Consider the following 18,225-nt stretch of genomic DNA (forward strand, 5'->3'; position numbering starts at 1 on the left):
GCCGGATGTGGAAGCACAGCAATGTGTGGAGCTGACCGGTACTAATAAGCCGATAACTTGACTTACAAAGATGCTACGCGTCCACTGTGCGGTTCCCGAGATACAAACGGGAACACGCAAACCCCCCACACCACCACGCGTGCGTGTCCCGGGGGCTCGCGTCCACGAATTGATATCTCCATAGAGTTTCGGCTGTCATAGCGAAGGGGAAACGCCCGGCTCCATTCCGAACCCGGAAGCTAAGCCCTTCAGCGCCGATGGTACTGCACTGGTGACGGTGTGGGAGAGTAGGACGCAGCCGGACACACTTGGTCAGAGCGCCCCGGACGGAACTTCATTGATCCGACCGGGGCGCTCTTTCTTTTGTGCCCCGACGAACCAAGAGGTGGCGCCGACCGCGGTCGGCGCGGAAGGATGCTGACCATGAGAGACCAGGACGGCAAGGACGGCCGAGGCGACCGCGAGGGCGGTCAGCGCGGGCGCGGTGACGGAGCCGGCCGTCGTGGTGGAACGCCGCGTGACGGCAGCGGCCGATCGTCGGGCCCACGCCGCGACGACCGTGGTGGGTACCGGTCCGACGACCGCCGCTCCGGTGGCGGGCGGGATGACCACGGTGGCTACCGTTCTGGCGGCACGCGTGACGACCGTGGCGGCTACCGCTCCGACGACCGGCGTGCCGGTGGCAGCCGTGACGACCGTGGTGGGTACCGGTCCGATGACCGGCGTTCCGGCGGCAGCCGCGATGACCGTGGCGGGTACCGGTCCGATGACCGGCGTTCCGGCGGCAGCCGTGACGACCGCGGCGGGTTCCGGCCCGGTGCTGGCCGCGATGACCGCGGCGGGTACCGCTCTGATGACCGGCGTTCCGGCGGCAGCCGTGACGACCGCGGCGGCTACCGTCCTGGCGGCAGCCGTGACGACCGCGGCGGGTACCGCTCCGATGACCGCCGTTCCGGCGCCGGCCGTGACGACCGTGGCGGGTACCGCTCCGATGACCGCCGCTCCGGCGCCGGCCGTGACGACCGCGGCGGCTACCGTCCTGGCGGCAGCCGTGACGACCGCGGCGGGTACCGCTCCGATGACCGCCGTTCCGGCGGCAGCCGCGATGAGCGTGGCGGGTACCGCTCCGATGACCGCCGCTCCGGCGGCAGCCGCGATGAGCGTGGCGGGTACCGCTCCGATGACCGCCGCTCCGGCGCCGGCCGTGACGACCGCGGCGGCTACCGCTCGGACGACCGGCGCTCTGGTAGCGGGTACCGCTCCGATGACCGGCGTTCCGGCGCCGGCCGGGACGACCGTGGTGGGTACCGCTCGGACGACCGGCGCTCTGGTGGCGGGCACCGTTCTGACGACCGTGGACCTCGACGCTTCGACGACCGTGCCCGCGGCGGCGCGGGCCGGCCGCAGGACGAGGATCGGCGTGGCGGACCCCGCCTGACGCCGAAGTCCCCTCGCAAGCCGGAGCCGGCGATCCGCGAGGGTGTCACCGGCCATGAGGTGGACCGCGGCGTGAAGAACCAGCTGCGAACGCTCTCCAAGGAGAACGCGGAAGGCGTCGCCCAACACCTCGTCATGGTCGCCGAGCTGCTCGACGTCGAGCCCGAGGCGGCCCTGGCGCACGCCGAGACCGCCGTACGGCGCGCCGGCCGCGTGCCGGCCGCACGTGAGGCCCTCGGCCTCGTGGCCTACCGCCTCGGCGACTGGGCACGAGCGCTGGGTGAGTTCCGCACGGTCCGACGGCTGTCCGGTTCTCACCACCTGCTGCCGCTCATGGTCGACTGCGAACGCGCCCTCGGCCGCCACGACAAGGCGCTGGAGCTCGCACAGTCCGACGAGACCGACAACCTGGCGATCGACGACCGGGTCGAGCTCGCGATCGTCGTGTCGGGCATCCGTCGCGACCTCGGCCAGCTCGATGCCGCTGCGGCCGGCCTCAGCGACCTCGTCAAGCGGATCAACCCGAACCGACCCTCGGCGGCACGCCTGTTCTACGCGTACGCCGACGCGAAGCTCGCTGCGGGAGACGCGCAGGCTGCCCGTGACTGGTTCGCCAGGGCAGCCGAGGCCGACCACGAGCTCGCGACCGACGCCGCCGAGCGCCTCGAGGAGCTGGACGGTGTCGACGTCACCGACCTGCTCGGCGACGAGGACGATGATGTCGTGGGCTACCCCGTCGACGAGGACGTCGACGACGAGGACGACGAGGACGACGAGGACGTCGACGACGAGGACGACGAGGACGACGACGACGACGACGACGAGGACGACGAGGACGACGACGACCTCGACGAGGACGACGAAGCCGAGGACGACGAACCCGAGGAAGACCTCGACGACGACGAGGACGACGAAGCCGAGGACGAAGCCCAGGACGACGACGTTCGCTGAGACGTACGGCCGTCGACGCGCGGTGCACGCCTAGCTTCTTCGCAGGAGGTCAGATGGCCAAGGGCGCATCGATCCGGTCCGTGATCGAGGGCTACGACGGGGTCATCTGCGACCTCGACGGCGTCGTCTACCGCGGTGACGACGCCGTGCCCGGGGCGCCGGCTGCCTTGCAGGACATGGTCGTTCGTGGCGTCAGAGTCGTCTACGCGACGAACAACGCGTCGCGGGTGCCCGACGAGGTGGCGCGGCAGGTCGCCGCTCTCGGGGCGCCGGCCGCTGCTGTGGACGTCGTCTCCAGCGCGCAGGCCGGCGCGGCTCGACTCCAGGGCCAGCTGCCCGCGGGGGCCCAGGTGCTCGCCCTCGGGGGCGACGGCGTCGTCGAGGCTCTCGACCAGGTCGGCCTGGCGCCGGTGCGTCCCCGAGACCTGGACGGAACGGGAGCGGCCGACGTGGCGGCGGTCCTGCAGGGATATGGCAGGCAGCTGCGCGTGTCAGACTTCGAGACCGCGGCGCGCCTGCTCACCGGTGACCTGCCCTGGGTGGCAACGAACGATGACGCGACGCTGCCGCTGCCGTGGGGCCAGTCGCCGGGCAACGGCGCCTATGTCGACCTGCTCGCGACGGCGACCCGGCGCCGGCCGGTCGTCGTCGGCAAACCGCATCCGCCCCTCTATCGCCTGGCCCTCGACCGTCTCGGCACGTCGACGACGCGGACGATCGCGGTCGGCGACCGTCTTGCCACCGACATCGTCGGTGCGGCGGCCGCGGGCATCGACTCGGCCTGGGTGCTGACGGGCGTCGACCGGCCGTCCGACCTCATCGGGTCGGGTGCCTCACCGACCTACGTCGTCGCCTCCCTCGCCGAGCTCCTCCAGCCGTATGCCGCTCCGCAGCCCCATTCGGGTGGCTGGCGCTGCGGCGCTGCGTTCGTCCTCGCTGGAGACGACGGACTGCGGATCGAGCAGGGACGTGCCACCGCCGCCGAGGTCGTCCGAGCCGGTCTCGCCGCGATCGAGGAGCGGCGCCAGGACGGCCGTTCCACGGACCGACACCGCGAGGACGCCCTCGCGCTCGACCGCCTCCTCGACCTCGCCCAGGCGCCGACCCGGTAGCGTGACCCGAGGCACCAAAACCACCCGCACGGAGGCAGCACATGCTTGGAGAGAGCGACCGGCGCGACGATCTCGGAGCCGACGAAGGGCTCGGGCTCACGGACGAGCTCGACCCCCTGGACGCCGACACCTACGGCGACACGTACGACGACACAGGCGAGGTGGATGACTCGGACGACTCGGACGCCGACGCCGACACGGCGGTCGCCCCACGGCCTGCCGACGGCGACGAGTGGGACCCGGCCGACCCCGACCTCCCCGACGAGTCGGGAGGCGGCGTCGACGGCGGCGACGAGATGGACGAGATCGGGAGCGACCAGAGTGGCGACGGTTGCGACACCGACCTCGACGCGGACACCACCGCCGCCGAGGTGCCCTACGCGCCGCTCGACGCCACGCCCGAGGCCCCGACACCTCCTGTCACGGGTGACGAGACCGTCGACGACGCCATGCTGCGCCTCGCCGAGTCGCAGGCCGGCTCGTTCGCCGAGCGCATCGAGGCGGGCGAGCACGCACACCGCAGCCTGCAGAGCCGCCTCGGCGGACTCGGTGGGGCGTGACCGCACGCCGACTCGACGTCGAGCTGGTCACGCGCGGCCTGGCCCGCTCCCGCACCCAGGCCCGTGAGCTCATCACCGCCGGCGTCGTCCTCGTCGACGGACGCCCCGCCGGCAAGCCGGCCCTTCCCGTCGACGACGCGACCATCGTGGAGCTGACCCGGGAGCCGGACCGGTGGGTCGGCCGCGCGGCGCTCAAGCTGCTGCACGCGCTCGACACCTGGCCGATCACGGTCGCAGGCCGACGGTGTCTCGACGTCGGGGCAAGCACGGGCGGCTTCACGCAGGTGCTCCTCGAGAGAGGCGCCGCGCACGTCACCGCCCTCGACGTCGGGCACGACCAGCTCGTGTCGTCGATCGCGACCGACCCACGCGTGCGCGACCTGCCGGGCACGAACATCCGCGACGTCGACGCCGACGCGCTCGGCGGCCGGTTCGACCTGGTCGTGTCCGACCTCAGCTTCATCTCCCTCGCGATCGCCCTGCCGGCCATGCGACCGCTCGTCACCGACGACGGCGACCTCGTCGTGCTCGTCAAGCCGCAGTTCGAGGTGGGGCGCGAACGCCTCGGCCGTCGCGGTGTGGTCACCTCACGTCACGAGCACCGCCGGGTGCTGCGCGACGTCGCCGAGGTCGTGCTCGACGAGCACCTGCACGTGCACGGCGCGGCCACCAGCCCGATCACCGGCGGCGACGGCAACCGGGAGTTCCTCTTCTGGCTCGCACCCCGGCCCGTCCCCGACGCGTCGCCGACACGGGTGGATGACATGCTGGAGGCCATCGACCTGGAGGGAGACCCGTGACGCGCCGGATCCTGCTCGTCGCCCATCCGAGGCGCCCGGAGGCGCTGGCGGTCGCCAAGGGCGTCGTCGAGCGCCTCACGCATGTCGGCATCGACGTGTCGCTCCAGGCGGACGAGGCCGATGCCCTCGACCTCAAGGACAGTGCCCGCGTCCACGTCGCCTCCAAGGAGGAGCAGGTCGCCGCAGGCTGCGACCTCGTCGTCGTGCTCGGCGGGGACGGCACGATCCTGCGCGGCGCCGAGTTCGCACGCAGGGTGGACGTGCCACTGCTCGGCGTCAACCTCGGTCATGTCGGCTTCCTCGCCGAGGCCGAACGCGACGACCTCGACGCCACCGTCGAGCACATCGCCAACAAGGACTACGACGTCGAGGAGCGCATGACGCTGCACGTCGACGCCAAGCTGCGCGGCGAGCTCATCGCCAGCAGCTGGGCGCTCAACGAGGTCACCGTGGAGAAGGCGGCGCGCGAGCGGATGCTGGAGTGCACGATCGAGGTCGACGGGCGGCCGCTCTCGAGCTGGGGATGCGACGGTGTCATCGTCTCCACTCCCACTGGCTCGACGGCCTACGCGTTCTCGGCCGGCGGTCCCGTCGTGTGGCCCCAGGTCGAGGCCATGCTCCTCGTCCCGAGCGCCGCGCACGCCCTGTTCGCACGCCCGCTCGTGCTCGGCCCCGACACGCACCTCGCCGTCGAGATCAAGGCGGCGGCCGAGGGTGCGGGCGTCATGTGGTGCGACGGACGGCGGCACGTCGACCTCCCGCCCGGCGCGCGCATCGAGGTGAGGCGCGGTCTGCGCCCCGTGCGCCTCGCCCGCCTCACCAGTGCGCCGTTCACCGACCGGCTCGTGGCGAAGTTCGACCTGTCCGTCGAGGGGTGGCGGGGCAACGGCGACGCCACGCCCCCGGTGGACGAGGTCGACGGCGGTGAGGGTGCCCGGCCCTAAGGTAGTCCCGTGTTCAGCCAGATGAGGATTCGCGGCGTCGGTGTCATCGACGACGCCGTCCTCGAGCTGAGTCCCGGTCTCAACGTCCTCACCGGTGAGACGGGTGCCGGCAAGACGATGGTGGTGTCCGGGCTGGGCCTGCTGCTCGGCGAGCGTGCCGACTCCTCTCTCGTCCGCACCGGCTCCGAGTCCGCCCTCGTCGAGGGCGTCGTCCGGCTGCCCCTCGACCACCCGGCCCTCGTGCGCGCCGAGGAGGCCGGTGCCGACCACGACGACGGAGAGCTCGTGATCGCCCGCACCATCGCGGCGGCCGGTCGCTCGCGCGCGCACGTCGGCGGACGCACGGCACCCGTCTCGGTGCTCGCCGAGCTCGGTGAGCACCTCGTCGCCGTCCACGGGCAGGCCGACCAGTGGCGTCTCAAGCAGGGCGAGGCACACCGCGCGGTGCTCGACGACTTCGGCGGGCCCGAGCTGGTGGCGCTGCGCGACCGGGTCGCCGACCTTCACGACCGCTGGCGCGAGTCGGCGCGCGAACACGACCGCCTCGTCTCCGAGGCGCGCGAGCGCGCCCGTGAGATCGACTCCCTCACGGCCTCCCTCGAGGAGATCGAGGCCGTCGACCCGCAACCGCAGGAGGACGTCGCGTTGCGCGCCGAGGACGAGCGCCTCGCCCACGCCGACACCCTCAGGCTCGCGGCGGCCCAGGCGCTGGCCGACCTCAGCGGCGACGAGTATGCCGCCGAGCCGGCTCCCAACGTGCGGGACCTCATCGGGTCGGCCCGGGCCGCCCTGGCGCCGGCCACGGCGCACGACGAGGCGCTGGCCGGGCTCGACGAGCGCCTGCACGAGGTGGGCACCCTCGTCACCGACCTCTCCGCCGACCTCACGGCATACCTCGATGACGTCGAGCTCGACCCGGACCGCCTCGCCTTCGTGCAGGAGCGTCGGGCCGCGCTCGGCGTGCTCACGCGCAAGTACGGCGAGTCGGTCGACGAGGTGCTCGAGTGGTCAGGTCGCATGGCCGCCCGGCTCGACGAGCTCGTGACGGCTGACGACCGCGTCGAGCGCCTCGGGGCCGAGGTGGCCCAGCTGGAGTCCGCGGTCGGGGAGGCTGCGGTGGCGCTCTCCGACGCGAGGCGCGCCGCGGGCGACGAGTTCGGCACGCGGGTCTCCGAGGAGCTCGCACACCTTGCCATGGGCAAGGCAGTGGTCCACGTCGACGTCCGTCGCCGGCCCGACCCCGAGGGTGTCGCGCTTGCCGACGGCGAGCGGGTTCGCCTCTCGCGCCACGGCATCGACGACGTCGAGATCCTCCTGGCCGCCAACCCCGGCGCCGCCCCCAGGTCCGTGGCCAAGGCGGCATCCGGTGGAGAGCTGTCCCGCGTCATGCTCGCCCTCGAGGTGGTCGGCTCGCGCACCCCGTCCGGCGAGGGCGTGGCCGGGCCACCGACGTTCGTCTTCGACGAGGTCGACGCGGGCGTCGGCGGACGCGCCGCCCTCGACGTCGGCGCGCGGCTCGCGGCCCTCGCCGAGCACGCTCAGGTCATCGTCGTGACGCACCTCGCGCAGGTAGCCGCCTTCGCCGACCGGCACCTGGTCGTGCACAAGGCCGACGACGGGCGCATCACGTCGAGCAGCGTGTCCGTCGTCGACGGCGACGCGAGGCTGCGTGAGCTCTCCCGGATGATGGGCGGCGACCCCGACTCCGAGGCCGGGCTCGCTCACGCGAGCGACCTGCTCGAGCAGACGGGCTCCGTGCGGGGCCGGGCCACGGCAGCGGCACGCGGCGGCGCCCGAGGCTGACGGGCCGCCCTACGGCTCACCGATGGCGTCGCCGACATACCGACGTGGCACGATTGAGGCCATCATGGCCCTCCCCATCCGCCGCCGTCCCCACTCCCGCGACACCGGTCCCGGCGTCGTCGGCACGGCGCGCGTCGACCGGCGCACCAAGAGCCTGACGAAGCGGCTCCAGCCAGGGGACATCGCGGTGATCGACCACCCCGACCTCGACAAGGTGAGCGCGGACGCCCTCCTGTCCGCCCGCCCCGCCGGCGTCGTCAACGCGAGTGCGTCGATCACCGGCCGCTACCCGAACCTCGGGCCCCAGATCCTCGTCGAGGCGGGCATCCCGGTTCTCGACGCCGCCGGGCCCGACGTGATGGCTGTGACCGAGGGCCAGGTCCTTCGGCTCGACGGTGCGGATCTGTGGTCGGGCGAGAGCAAGGTGGCGACCGGAACCCTGCTCGATGTCGAGGCCGTGCAGAGCCAGATGCACGAGGCGCGCGCCGGGCTCGCGGTCCAGATCGAGGCGTTCGCCACGAACACCATGGAGTTCATCCGCAAGGAGCGCGACCTGCTTCTCGACGGTGTCGGCATCCCTCCGATCACGACCGAGCTCGACGGCCGACACTGCCTCATCGTGGTCCGCGGCTACCACTACCGCGAGGACCTCGACATGCTCCGGCCGTACATCCGTGAGTACCGGCCGGTCCTCATCGGCGTCGACGGCGGAGCCGACGCGATCCTGGAGTCAGGGCACCAGCCGGACCTCATCGTCGGCGACATGGACTCCGTGTCCGACGCGGCGCTGCGCTGCGGTGCCGAGGTGGTCGTGCACGCCTACCGCGACGGACGCGCGCCCGGTCTGGCGCGGGTGGAGATGCTCGGGATCGAGCCGGTCGTGTTCCCGGCGGCGGGCACGAGCGAGGACGTCGCGATGCTCCTCGCCGACGACGCCGGCGCCGAGCTCATCGTCGCCGTCGGCTCACACGTGACCCTCGTCGAGTTCCTCGACAAGGGTCGCGACGGCCAGGCCTCCACGTTCCTGACCCGACTGCGGGTGGGGGGAAAGCTCGTCGACGCCAAGGGTGTCAGCCGTCTCTACCGCGCCCGCATCCCGGGCAGGCTCCTCGTCACGATGCTGCTCGTGGGGGTGCTCGCCTTCATCGCCGCACTCGCCTCGACCCCGGCAGGCCAGGCGTGGCTCCAGGTGCTCGCTGCCCGATGGGACGACCTCTGGACCGCCGTCGTTGGGATCGTCACGTGATCGACTTCCGCTACCACCTCGTCTCGATCATCTCGGTGTTCCTCGCTCTGGCGGTGGGCATCGTGCTCGGAGCGGGCCCCTTGCAGGCCAACCTCGGTGACCAGCTGACCGACCAGGTGGCTGCGTTGCGCACCGAGAAGCAGGCCCTCAACGACAAGCTCAGCACGAGCGAGAAGCTCGTCGACGCCTCCGACGAGTACGCCAACGCCGTGCAGGACCGGGTCGTTCGCGGCCGTCTCACCGGCCACCGGGCGGTTGTCGTCGCGCTGCCGTCGGCCGACGGCACGATGGTGGCGAACCTCGAGGCCGTCGTCACGCAGAGCGGTGCGTCCCTGACCGGGACCCTGACGATCAGCCCGGACTGGTTCGACGCCAGCCAGGCGACGGACCGGGCCGAGGCCGCCCGTCAGGCCGCGTCCGCACTCGGCCTCGAGTCCACCGCGACCGGCGACGCGTTGCTCGCCGAGGTCGTGACCGACCTGGCGCTCTCGAAGACTGCCGCAGGCGTGTCGAGCCAGCGTTCGGCGGCGCTCAAGCTGCTCGTCGACGCGGACCTGCTGGACAGCTCGGTCGCCGAGCTTCCTCCCGCCGACCTCGCCGTCGTCGTCTCCGGCGACTACGCCGGCACCGAGGCGGTGGTGAGCGGGCGGTCCGACGCGATCCGGGCTCTCGTCACGGCGTTCGCGGGGTCGTCGCGAGCCACCGTGGTGGCAGGTGGGGAGACCGCCGCAGCCGCGGGCCAACCCGTGACCTCCAACGCTGTCCAGGCGGTGCGGGAGAAGTCGGACACGGCGGGCATCGTCTCGACGGTCGACCACGCGCGCTCGGGTGACGGCCCGGCCACGGTCGTGCTCGCCGTCGAGGGTGCCCTCGACGAGAGGGTGGGGCACTACGGCGTCGCAACCGGGGCCACCGCGACCGTGCCGAGGGTCCTGCCGTGACGTCCGCCCGGGCGCGCGACCACCTGCTCGTCCTCGCCACGTCCGCGGCCGCCTCATGGGCGTCGCACCGGGTCGCCCGGCAGCTGCCGCGTCGGGCGAGGGCTCCCTGGGAGCGCACCAACCATGCCGGCCACACCGTGACGCTCCTCGAGGGGCCCGCCTTCGTGGCCGGCGCGCTCACCGCGGCGGCGCTCGGCGTCGGCGCGGGGAGGGGGAACCGGGCCGCCGCCGCCGCCGTCGCAGCGGCAGCCGCGGGGGCGCTCGGCGCGCTCGACGACCTCGCCGGGGGCGCCGCGGACAAGGGACTGCGCGGACACCTCGCGGCGCTGCGGCGAGGTCAGGTGACGACCGGGGCGGTCAAGGTCGTCGGCCTCGCGGCCACGGGCCTGGCCGTCGCAGCGCTGACCGACCGGAACCGCCGCGGTCCCCTCTCGACCATCCTCGGTGGCGCCGTCGTCGCCGGAGCCGCCAACGCCGTCAACCTCTTCGACCTGCGACCCGGACGCGCCCTCAAGGTGACCGTGATGACCGGTCTCCCGCTCGTCACCGGAACGCCGGGAGCAGCAGCGGTCGGCTCCTCACTCGGCGTCATCGGCGACGACCTTGCCGCCCGGTCGATGCTCGGCGACACCGGTGCCAACGCCGCCGGTGCTCTCGTGGGGCTCGCCGTCGTCGAGCGCACCGGGCTCGTGGGTCGGGCCGTCGCCCTGGCCGGACTCTCGGCGCTGACGCTCGCCTCGGAGCGGGTCAGCTTCACCCGCGTCATCGAGGGCAACCGTATGCTGCGGCACCTCGACGAGTGGGGCCGGGAGCCCCGATGATCCAACGCGCCGCGGGCGGGCACCCTTCCCGCCGTGGGCTGCTCGCCGCCGTCGGCACCATCGCGGTCATCACGCTCGTGGCGCGGGTCGTCGGCTTCGGTCGCTGGTTCGCCTTCTCGCACTCGGTCGGTGCGACGTGTGTGGGCAGTGTCTACCAGTCCGTGAACGCGGTGCCGAACGTGCTCTTCGAGATCGCCGCCGGCGGAGTGCTCGCCGCCGTGGCGGTGCCGCTCGTCGCCGCTGCGCTCGCTCGTGGGGACAGGTCACAGGCCGACGCGACAGCCTCGGCGCTGCTCACCTGGGCGGTCCTCGTGCTCGTGCCCCTCGGCATCGTCGTGGCCCTCGCGGCTCGACCCGTCGCGGGCGCCCTCCTCGGCACGGGGTGTGCGGGTGAGGTCGCCCTCGGCGCGGAGCTGCTCGTCGTCTTCGCCGTCCAGATCCCGCTCTACGGGGTGGCGATCGTGCTGGCCGGAGTCCTCCAGTCCCATCACCGGTTCGTCGGGGCGGCCCTCGCGCCCCTGCTCTCCAGCCTCGTGGTCATCCTGACGTACCTGCTGTACCGGTCCCTCGTCCCCGACCCGGCTGCCGCCATCGATGACGTCCCGTCCGGGGCGGTCACCGTCCTGGGTGTGGGCACGACGCTCGGTGTCGTGGCTCTCGGTCTGCCGCTGCTCGTCCCGGTGCGCCGGGCCGGCATCCGGCTGCGTCCGCGGGTCCGTTTCCCGCAGGGGATGGGTCGCCGCGTCAGGACGCTCGCGTTCGCCGGCCTGCTGGCCGTGGCCGGGCAGCAGCTGGCGACCCTCGTCGTCATCCGGATCGCCAACGACCGCGGAGGCGCGGGCACGCTCAACGTCTACACCTACGCGCAGGCCGTGAGCCTGCTGCCGTATGCCGTGCTGGCCGTGCCGCTGGCGACGGCGACGTTCCCGTCCCTCGCAGGAGCGCACGCCGCGAGCACCCAGACCGGAGGGGCCCCCGGGGCCGTGGACACCCTGCGCAGGGCCTGGCTCGCGACCGTGGTCGTCTCGCTCTTCGGGGCCGCCGCCCTTGTCGCCGTGGCGGTTCCGGTGGGGTCGTTCTTCCAGTCGCTCGACGCCGGCTCAGGGTCCCGCGCCTCGTTCGAGACGTTGGCCGCGATGGACGACGCGGTGACGCTCTTCGCACCGTCGGTCGTCGCGCTCGGAGTGATCGGGCTGCTGACCAGGGCGTCCTACGTGCGCGGGGCCGCCCTCGCCGCAGGGGGACTGGCGGCGACGGGATGGCTGGCGACGGCCGTCATCCCGCTCCTCCTGCTCGCTCCGGCGGGCGCCGGCGGACCGACGACGCTGCGAGCCCTCGGCGGCGGGTCGAGCCTCGGGCTGGCCCTCGGGTCGGTGCTCCTCGTCCTGCTCGTCGGGCGCACCTGGGGCTGGGGCGCGCTGTCCCTGCCGACACGGCCACTGGTGGCGACACTGACAGGTTCGGTGGCGGCCGCCGTGGCGGGACGTGCCCTCGCATCATGGCTGTCGGTTCGGGGTGTGGGCCACTCGCTCGGGTCGAGCCTGCTCGTCGGAGTGGGGGTCGGCGTCCTCGCGCTCGCTGTCATGATCGGCCTCGCGCTGGCCGTCGACCCATCGCTGGTCGCCCGCGTGCGGCGCGCCCGCGGCGTCCGGACCGAGGCTCAGGAGACCGTGCCATGAGGGTCCTCATGCTCCTCGGGCGCTCCACGGGTGGCATCGGAGCCCACGTCGACGCGCTCGTGGCAGGCCTCCTCGACGGAGGGCACGAGGTCCGCGTCGTCACGGCCGACTCGACCGCCGACGCGTTCGGCTGGACCGGTGCGGCACGCCTCTGGCCGGTGCACGGCGGGGTTCGGGCGCCGCGAGGCCTCGTGGACTGGCACCGGATCATGAGGCTCGCCGGCACCGTCGACGTCGTCCACGCCCACGGCCACCAGGCCGCCCTCGTCGCGGCGGCGGCCGTCGCCCGTGCCCGACCGAGGCCGCGCCTCGTCGTCTCGCTGCACAACGACCTACCCCCGGCCGGCCCGTCCAGTGCCTCACGAGCCGCGCACACCGCCTTGCGGTGGGCGGTGTCCCGGGCACTGCGCCGCGCCGACCTCGTGACCGGCGCCAGTGAGGACCTCGTCACCCTCGCGGCCACGCTCGGCGCCCGCCGCACCGAGATTGCCGAGGTGCCCTCCAACCGCGTCGCGGGCCTGCTCGACGCATTCCCGCTCGCGCCCGCGCAGCGCGACGCCCTGCTCGCGGGGGCCGGTGTGCCCACAGACCGACCCGTGGTGCTCAGCGTGGCGCGCATCGCGCCGCAGAAGGACCTCCCCACGCTCGTCGAAGCGGCCCGCCTCTCGCGCGAGGCCGCGACCTGGGTCGTCGTGGGCAGCGGTGACGAGCTGCTCCGCGCGCGCCTCGAGGAGGTGGCGGGCGGCATACGACCGGGGGACACTGACGCGACACGCGCGGGTGTGCGGTTCGTCGGGGGCCGTGACGACGTGCCCGAATGGCTTCGGTCGGCCGATGTCTTCGTCCTGACGAGTCGGTGGGAGGCTCGCGCGCTCGTCGTCCAGGAGGCCATGGCGGCCGGCTTGCCGGTTGTCGCGACGAGTACCGGAGGGCTGCCCGGGCTTGTCGATGACGCGGGATCGCTTGTGCCCGTGGGCGATCCGGCAGCGACGGCAATGGAGGTCGACCGCCTGCTGCGTGACCACGACGAGCGGGCCCGCCTGGGCGCGGCCGCCAGGGCCGTGGCCGCGTCCTGGGCCTCGCCCGCGGCCGAGGCACGCCGCTGGGGCGAACGCTACTCCGAGACCCTCTCGGGATGACGTAGACTTAAAGCCCGTGGTGGAAACGACGAAGCACATCTTTGTGACCGGGGGCGTGGCCTCTTCGCTCGGCAAGGGCCTGACAGCCTCAAGCCTCGGACGACTTCTCAGATCGCGTGGCCTCAGGGTCACCATGCAGAAGCTCGACCCCTACATCAACGTGGACCCCGGGACGATGAACCCGTTCCAGCACGGCGAGGTCTTCGTGACCGACGACGGGGCTGAGACCGACCTCGACATCGGTCACTACGAGCGCTTCCTCGACGTCAACCTCGTCGGCAGCGCCAACGTGACGACCGGCCAGGTCTACAACAACGTCATCGCCAAGGAGCGCCGCGGCGAGTACCTCGGCGACACGGTCCAGGTCATCCCGCACATCACCAACGAGATCGTGGCCCGCATGCGTGCCCTCGCGACCGGGGGCGCCGACGCGCCGGACGTCATCATCACGGAGATCGGCGGCACCGTCGGCGACATCGAGTCGCTGCCGTTCCTCGAGGCCGCACGGCAGGTGCGACACCTCATCGGGCGCGACAACAGCTTCTTCCTCCACGTGTCGCTCGTGCCCTACCTCGCCCCGAGCGGCGAGCTCAAGACCAAGCCGACACAGCACTCCGTCGCGGCCCTGCGCCAGGTCGGCATCCAGCCCGACGGCCTCGTGCTGCGCGCCGACCGCGAGATCCCCGAGCCGATCAAGCGCAAGATCTCGCTCATGTGCGACGTCGACGTGACCGCCGTCGCGGCTGCCGTCGACGCACCGAGCATCTACGACATCCCGAAGGTGCTGCACCGCGAAGGGCTCGACGCGTACGTCATCCGCCGCCTCGGCCTCAACTTCCGCGACGTCGACTGGACCGAGTGGGACCAGCTGCTCCAGCGGGTGCACGACCCGGAGCACGAGATCGAGATCGCGCTCGTGGGCAAGTACATCGACCTGCCCGATGCGTACCTCTCCGTCACCGAGGCGCTGCGCGCCGGAGGTTTCCACCACGACGCGAAGGTCAACATCCGCTGGGTCGCGAGCGACGAGTGCCAGACGCAGGCGGGTGCGCAGCGCGCCCTCGGCGGCGTCGACGCCGTCCTCGTCCCCGGCGGGTTCGGTGTGCGCGGCATCGAGGGCAAGCTCGGCGCGCTGCGCTGGGCCCGTGAGAAGCAGGTGCCGACGCTGGGCATCTGCCTGGGCCTGCAGTGCATGGTCATCGAGTACGCCCGCACCGTCCTCGGCAACGACGGTGCGAGCTCGACCGAGTTCGACCCGGAGACCTCGCACCCCGTCATCGCGACGATGGAGGAGCAGAAGGCGTTCGTCGAGGGCGCCGGCGACCTCGGCGGCACGATGCGCCTCGGCCTCTACCCGGCCGCCCTCAAGGAGGGCAGCGTGATCCGCGACGCGTACGGCGCTGCCGAGGTCAAGGAGCGCCACCGCCACCGCTACGAGGTCAACAACGCCTATCGCGACGACCTCGAGAAGGCGGGTCTCGTCTTCTCGGGCACGTCGCCTGACGGCACCCTGGTCGAGTTCGTCGAGCTGCCGCGTGACGTGCACCCGTACTACGTGTCGACGCAGGCGCACCCGGAGTTCCTGTCGCGCCCGAACCGCGCGCACCCGCTCTTCGCGGGTCTCGTCGGTGCCGCGATCGAGCGCCAGCGGAGCGAGCGGCTCGTCGAGGTCGAGCGCCACCGCAACGCCGTCGACGCGGGCCAGGCCGAGCGGGCCGACGAGGGCGCCGACGGGCGCGCGAGCGACGAGTACGCGTTGTCCGCCTCGGCGCGCACCGCCGACACCGACTGAGCACGGTGGACGCGGCTTGAGCATCGATGCGCCGATCGGCACCGGGGCGGACGTCGTCGAGGAGTGGACCGGGGAGCCGGTGCTCGAGTCGGCGACGCCCTTCGAGGGCATCATCTTCGACGTCGTGCGCGAGCGTGTCGACCTCGGCGCCGGGGGAGTCGTCACGCGTGACTACGTGGCGCACCCCGGGGCTGTCGCCGTCCTCGCCCTGCGTGAGGTCGACGGCGTCGACCACGTGCTGCTGATCCGGCAGTACCGGCACGCGAGCGGTGGGCACGTGTGGGAGCTGCCCGCCGGCCTGCTCGACGTCGACGGCGAACCGCCACGTGACGCCGCCGCGCGCGAGCTCGCCGAGGAGGTCGACCTCGTCGCCGACGAGTGGCACGTGCTCGCCGACGACGTGACGTCGCCGGGGGCCTTTCCCGAGACCGTCCGGGTCTTCCTCGCGCGCGGCCTGCGCGACGTGCCCGCCGCCCAGGCCCACCAGCGCACGGCCGAGGAGCTGACCCTGCGGCCGCTGTGGGTCCCTCTCGACGATGCCGTCGATGCCGCACTTGCCGGTCGGATCAGCAACTCGGCCACGCTCGTCGGTCTGCTCAGTGCGGGTCTGTCCCGCGACCGGGGCTGGTCGACGCTGCGCGCGCCCGACGCCCCGTGGCCGGCCCACGAGGCCCAGCGCGCCCGTCGCGCGTGACCGGACACACCTTCGGGCCGGGCGCGCGGGGGCGGTGCCCGTGCGGCAGCGGCGAGGCGTATGCGGCGTGCTGCGGGCCGCTCCTCGCCGGCGAGCAGGCGGCCGGCACCGCTGAGGAGCTCATGCGCTCGCGCTACTCCGCCTTCGCCACTGGAGACGCCGAGTACCTCGCGCGCACATGGCACCCACGCACCCGACCCGACGACCTCGTGCTCGACCCGGCGATGCGCTGGACCGGGCTCACGGTGCTGCGCACGGTGCGTGGCGACGCGGACGACGACGAGGGCTCCGTCGAGTTCGTCGCCACGTGGGTCGACTCGTCAGCGCGGCGGGGAGGACGCGGCGCCGGGGGCGAGCTGCACGAGGTCAGCCGGTTCGTCCGGCGTGCCGGCCGCTGGGTCTACGTCGACGGCGACCACGGCTGACCCGTCCCCGGGCATCCCGGAGGTGGCGCCACCACGTCGCAGCACGGCAACAGCGACCCCAGCCAGCAGCACGACCCCTCCGGCCAGCTCGAGGGCGCTCGGCCGCTCACCGAAGGCGACCGCGGCCGCGGCCATGCCGAACACCGGCACGAGCATCGCGAAGGGTGTCACGCGGGCGACCGGGTGGCGGCTGAGCAACGTGTTCCAGATGCCGTAGCCGACGAGCGACGACAGGTAGGCCGTGTACGCCGTCGACACGACGGCCGGCCACTGGACGTGCCCGAGTGCGGCGCCGATCGCCGCGGGTCCCTCGAAGGCGAACGACAGGGCGAGGGCCGGGAGCGGCACGACCAGACCCGACCAGACCGTGACGGCGAGTCCGGCGCCCGGGGTCACCGAGCCGGCACGTCGGGTCAGCACGTTGCCGACGGCCCATGACACCGCCGCGAGGACGAGGACGACGAGCGGCAGCAGGGGAGCCGACAGCCCGCGTCCGGCTGCGATCGTCAGCAGGCCGGCACCGCCGAGCGCCACGCCGAGCCGCTGGGCGGTCGAGGGGCGCTCTCGGAGCCACACGGCAGCGATGACGACGGTGAACAGCACCTGCGCCTGCAGGACGAGCGAGGACAGGCCGGGCGGCATCCCGAGGTGCAGCGCGAGGTACATGAGCGCGAACTGTCCCAGGCTCGTGAAGAGGCCGATCAGCGCGAGGTCCCGCCAGGGGACGTTCGGGCGCCGCACGAAGAAGACCGCCGGGATGCAGACGACGACGAAGCGGACCGCGAGGAACAGCAGGGGCGGGACCGAGTCGAGGCCGGTGCGGATCGCGACGAAGTTCGTGCCCCAGATCAGGGCGACGAGGACGGCGAGGGCAGTGTCACGACGGTGCATGACGACCATCGTGGGGCGTCCCGACCATTCACGTCCATCAAACTGATGTGCGCAGGACTGTGTAGCATCGCTGCATGATCGATCCCATTGCGCTGCGCTCGCTCGTTGCTGTGGAGTCGTACGGTTCCGTCGGAGCCGCAGCGGCCGCGCTCGACTACACCCCGAGCGCCGTCTCGCAGCAGATCAAGCGCCTCGAGACCCAGACCGGGGTCCAGCTGCTCGAGCGCCAGGGCCGCGGGGTCCTGCTCACCGAGGCCGGCCGCACCCTCTCCGAGTCGGCACGCGACCTGCTCTCGCACATGGAACGCCTCGAGTCGCGTGTGCACGGCGTGAGCGGCGAGACGGTCGGCACCGTGCGCCTCGCGACGTTCGCGACGGCATACCGGGGGATCGTCGTCGGGGCGATCGGCCGGCTGCGGGCCGTCGCCCCGGACGTCGTGCTGCGACCCGACGAGATCGACCCGTGGGACGCGGTCGACGCCGTCGCCGCCGGCTCCCACGACCTCGCGCTCGTCCACAACTGGGAGCCGCTGCCGCTCGCCATCCCGGACCACCTCGACGTGCGTCACCTCGGCCGCGACCGCGCCGACGTGCTCGTGCACGTCGACCACCCGCTCGCCTCGCACCGGACCCTCGGCGTCGCCGACGTGCTCGACGAGGACTGGGCGAGCGTCGCGCCCGGCTCGATCTGCCACCAGTGGCTGCAGAAGATGTACTTCGACGTCGGCCGGGCGCCGCGGATCACCCATGTCGCCCTGGAGTTCGCGACCCACATCGCGCTCGTCGCGCGTGGCGAGTGCATCGCCCTCGTGCCACGCCTGGGGCGCGGCCCGCTCCCGCCGGGTGTGGTCGCGGTCCCCATCGTCGAGCCGGTCTCGGAGAGAACCGTGAGCCTCGTGTGGCGCCGGACCATGACCGAGCGTCCGGCGCTCGCTGCCACGGTGGAAGCCCTTGCGGCAGAAGGCTCTCGGGACCTCACCTGACGGACAG

At 72.8% G+C, this 18,225-nt stretch carries 17 protein-coding genes and 1 rRNA gene; 16 read left to right on the top strand and 2 right to left on the bottom strand.

Annotated elements, in window-relative coordinates:
- Window positions 1–187: 187 nt before the first annotated feature.
- Window positions 188–304 (top strand): 5S ribosomal RNA (rrf, locus tag ACFQU3_RS14850).
- Between the two features lie 8 nt (window positions 305–312).
- Here the strand turns inward: rrf and ACFQU3_RS14855 are convergent.
- Window positions 313–1,494: a hypothetical protein gene (locus ACFQU3_RS14855; RefSeq protein ID WP_385911079.1), complete on the bottom strand. Its 1,182-nt coding sequence runs from the start codon at window positions 1,492–1,494 to the stop codon at window positions 313–315.
- 15 nt (window positions 1,495–1,509) lie between these two features.
- Here ACFQU3_RS14855 and ACFQU3_RS14860 point away from each other — a divergent pair, with 15 nt between their 5' ends.
- The 14 genes from ACFQU3_RS14860 (at window position 1,510) to ACFQU3_RS14925 (ending at window position 16,344) form a co-directional block, all read left to right on the top strand.
- On the top strand, window positions 1,510–2,388 hold the full coding sequence (locus tag ACFQU3_RS14860; protein WP_385911081.1) for a tetratricopeptide repeat protein: 879 nt from the start codon (window positions 1,510–1,512) through the stop codon (window positions 2,386–2,388).
- 53 nt (window positions 2,389–2,441) lie between these two features.
- The gene (locus tag ACFQU3_RS14865; protein WP_385911083.1) at window positions 2,442–3,500 is read left to right on the top strand and encodes an HAD-IIA family hydrolase; all 1,059 of its coding nucleotides are present in this window, start codon (window positions 2,442–2,444) and stop codon (window positions 3,498–3,500) included.
- A 41-nt stretch (window positions 3,501–3,541) separates the two neighbouring features.
- Window positions 3,542–4,060, top strand: a complete 519-nt coding sequence (locus ACFQU3_RS14870; RefSeq protein ID WP_385911085.1) for a hypothetical protein — start codon at window positions 3,542–3,544, stop codon at window positions 4,058–4,060.
- Window positions 4,057–4,860, top strand: coding sequence for a TlyA family RNA methyltransferase (locus ACFQU3_RS14875; protein ID WP_385911087.1), 804 nt, complete (start codon window positions 4,057–4,059; stop codon window positions 4,858–4,860). Before ACFQU3_RS14870 ends, ACFQU3_RS14875 begins: the two co-directional genes overlap by 4 nt.
- Window positions 4,857–5,804, top strand: coding sequence for an NAD kinase (locus ACFQU3_RS14880; RefSeq protein WP_385911089.1), 948 nt, complete (start codon window positions 4,857–4,859; stop codon window positions 5,802–5,804). Before ACFQU3_RS14875 ends, ACFQU3_RS14880 begins: the two co-directional genes overlap by 4 nt.
- Window positions 5,805–5,813: 9 nt before the next feature.
- Complete coding sequence (gene recN, locus ACFQU3_RS14885) at window positions 5,814–7,607, top strand: DNA repair protein RecN (protein ID WP_385911091.1); 1,794 nt, start codon at window positions 5,814–5,816, stop codon at window positions 7,605–7,607.
- Between the two features lie 64 nt (window positions 7,608–7,671).
- Window positions 7,672–8,853, top strand: a complete 1,182-nt coding sequence (gene steA / locus ACFQU3_RS14890) for a putative cytokinetic ring protein SteA (protein ID WP_385911093.1) — start codon at window positions 7,672–7,674, stop codon at window positions 8,851–8,853.
- Window positions 8,850–9,794: a copper transporter gene (locus ACFQU3_RS14895; RefSeq protein ID WP_385911095.1), complete on the top strand. Its 945-nt coding sequence runs from the start codon at window positions 8,850–8,852 to the stop codon at window positions 9,792–9,794. Before steA ends, ACFQU3_RS14895 begins: the two co-directional genes overlap by 4 nt.
- On the top strand, window positions 9,791–10,615 hold the full coding sequence (locus tag ACFQU3_RS14900) for a hypothetical protein (RefSeq protein ID WP_385911097.1): 825 nt from the start codon (window positions 9,791–9,793) through the stop codon (window positions 10,613–10,615). Before ACFQU3_RS14895 ends, ACFQU3_RS14900 begins: the two co-directional genes overlap by 4 nt.
- Window positions 10,612–12,294: a murein biosynthesis integral membrane protein MurJ gene (murJ, locus tag ACFQU3_RS14905; protein WP_385911099.1), complete on the top strand. Its 1,683-nt coding sequence runs from the start codon at window positions 10,612–10,614 to the stop codon at window positions 12,292–12,294. Before ACFQU3_RS14900 ends, murJ begins: the two co-directional genes overlap by 4 nt.
- Entirely contained in the window at window positions 12,291–13,433 is a 1,143-nt protein-coding gene (locus ACFQU3_RS14910) for a glycosyltransferase family 4 protein (protein ID WP_385911101.1), read from the top strand. The genes murJ and ACFQU3_RS14910 overlap by 4 nt, the downstream gene beginning before the upstream one ends.
- A gap of 16 nt (window positions 13,434–13,449) precedes the next feature.
- Complete coding sequence (locus ACFQU3_RS14915; protein WP_385911102.1) at window positions 13,450–15,225, top strand: CTP synthase; 1,776 nt, start codon at window positions 13,450–13,452, stop codon at window positions 15,223–15,225.
- Window positions 15,226–15,241: 16 nt separating this feature from the next.
- A complete protein-coding gene (locus ACFQU3_RS14920; protein WP_385911104.1) occupies window positions 15,242–15,919 on the top strand; it encodes an NUDIX domain-containing protein in 678 nt (225 codons plus the stop codon).
- Complete coding sequence (locus tag ACFQU3_RS14925) at window positions 15,916–16,344, top strand: YchJ family protein (RefSeq protein ID WP_385911106.1); 429 nt, start codon at window positions 15,916–15,918, stop codon at window positions 16,342–16,344. The genes ACFQU3_RS14920 and ACFQU3_RS14925 overlap by 4 nt, the downstream gene beginning before the upstream one ends.
- Here the strand turns inward: ACFQU3_RS14925 and ACFQU3_RS14930 are convergent.
- Window positions 16,240–17,235: an EamA family transporter gene (locus ACFQU3_RS14930; protein WP_385911108.1), complete on the bottom strand. Its 996-nt coding sequence runs from the start codon at window positions 17,233–17,235 to the stop codon at window positions 16,240–16,242. The two genes, ACFQU3_RS14925 and ACFQU3_RS14930, sit on opposite strands and share 105 nt — an antisense overlap.
- A 74-nt stretch (window positions 17,236–17,309) precedes the next feature.
- On the opposite strand from ACFQU3_RS14930, the gene ACFQU3_RS14935 reads away from it, so the two are divergent.
- Window positions 17,310–18,218, top strand: a complete 909-nt coding sequence (locus tag ACFQU3_RS14935) for a LysR family transcriptional regulator (protein ID WP_385911109.1) — start codon at window positions 17,310–17,312, stop codon at window positions 18,216–18,218.
- The last annotated feature ends 7 nt before the right edge of the window (window positions 18,219–18,225 follow it).

Origin of the sequence: Terrabacter sp. GCM10028922 (genome assembly GCF_042666095.1) — a bacterium.
In the GTDB taxonomy this organism is placed as follows: Bacteria; Actinomycetota; Actinomycetes; order Actinomycetales; family Dermatophilaceae; genus Terrabacter.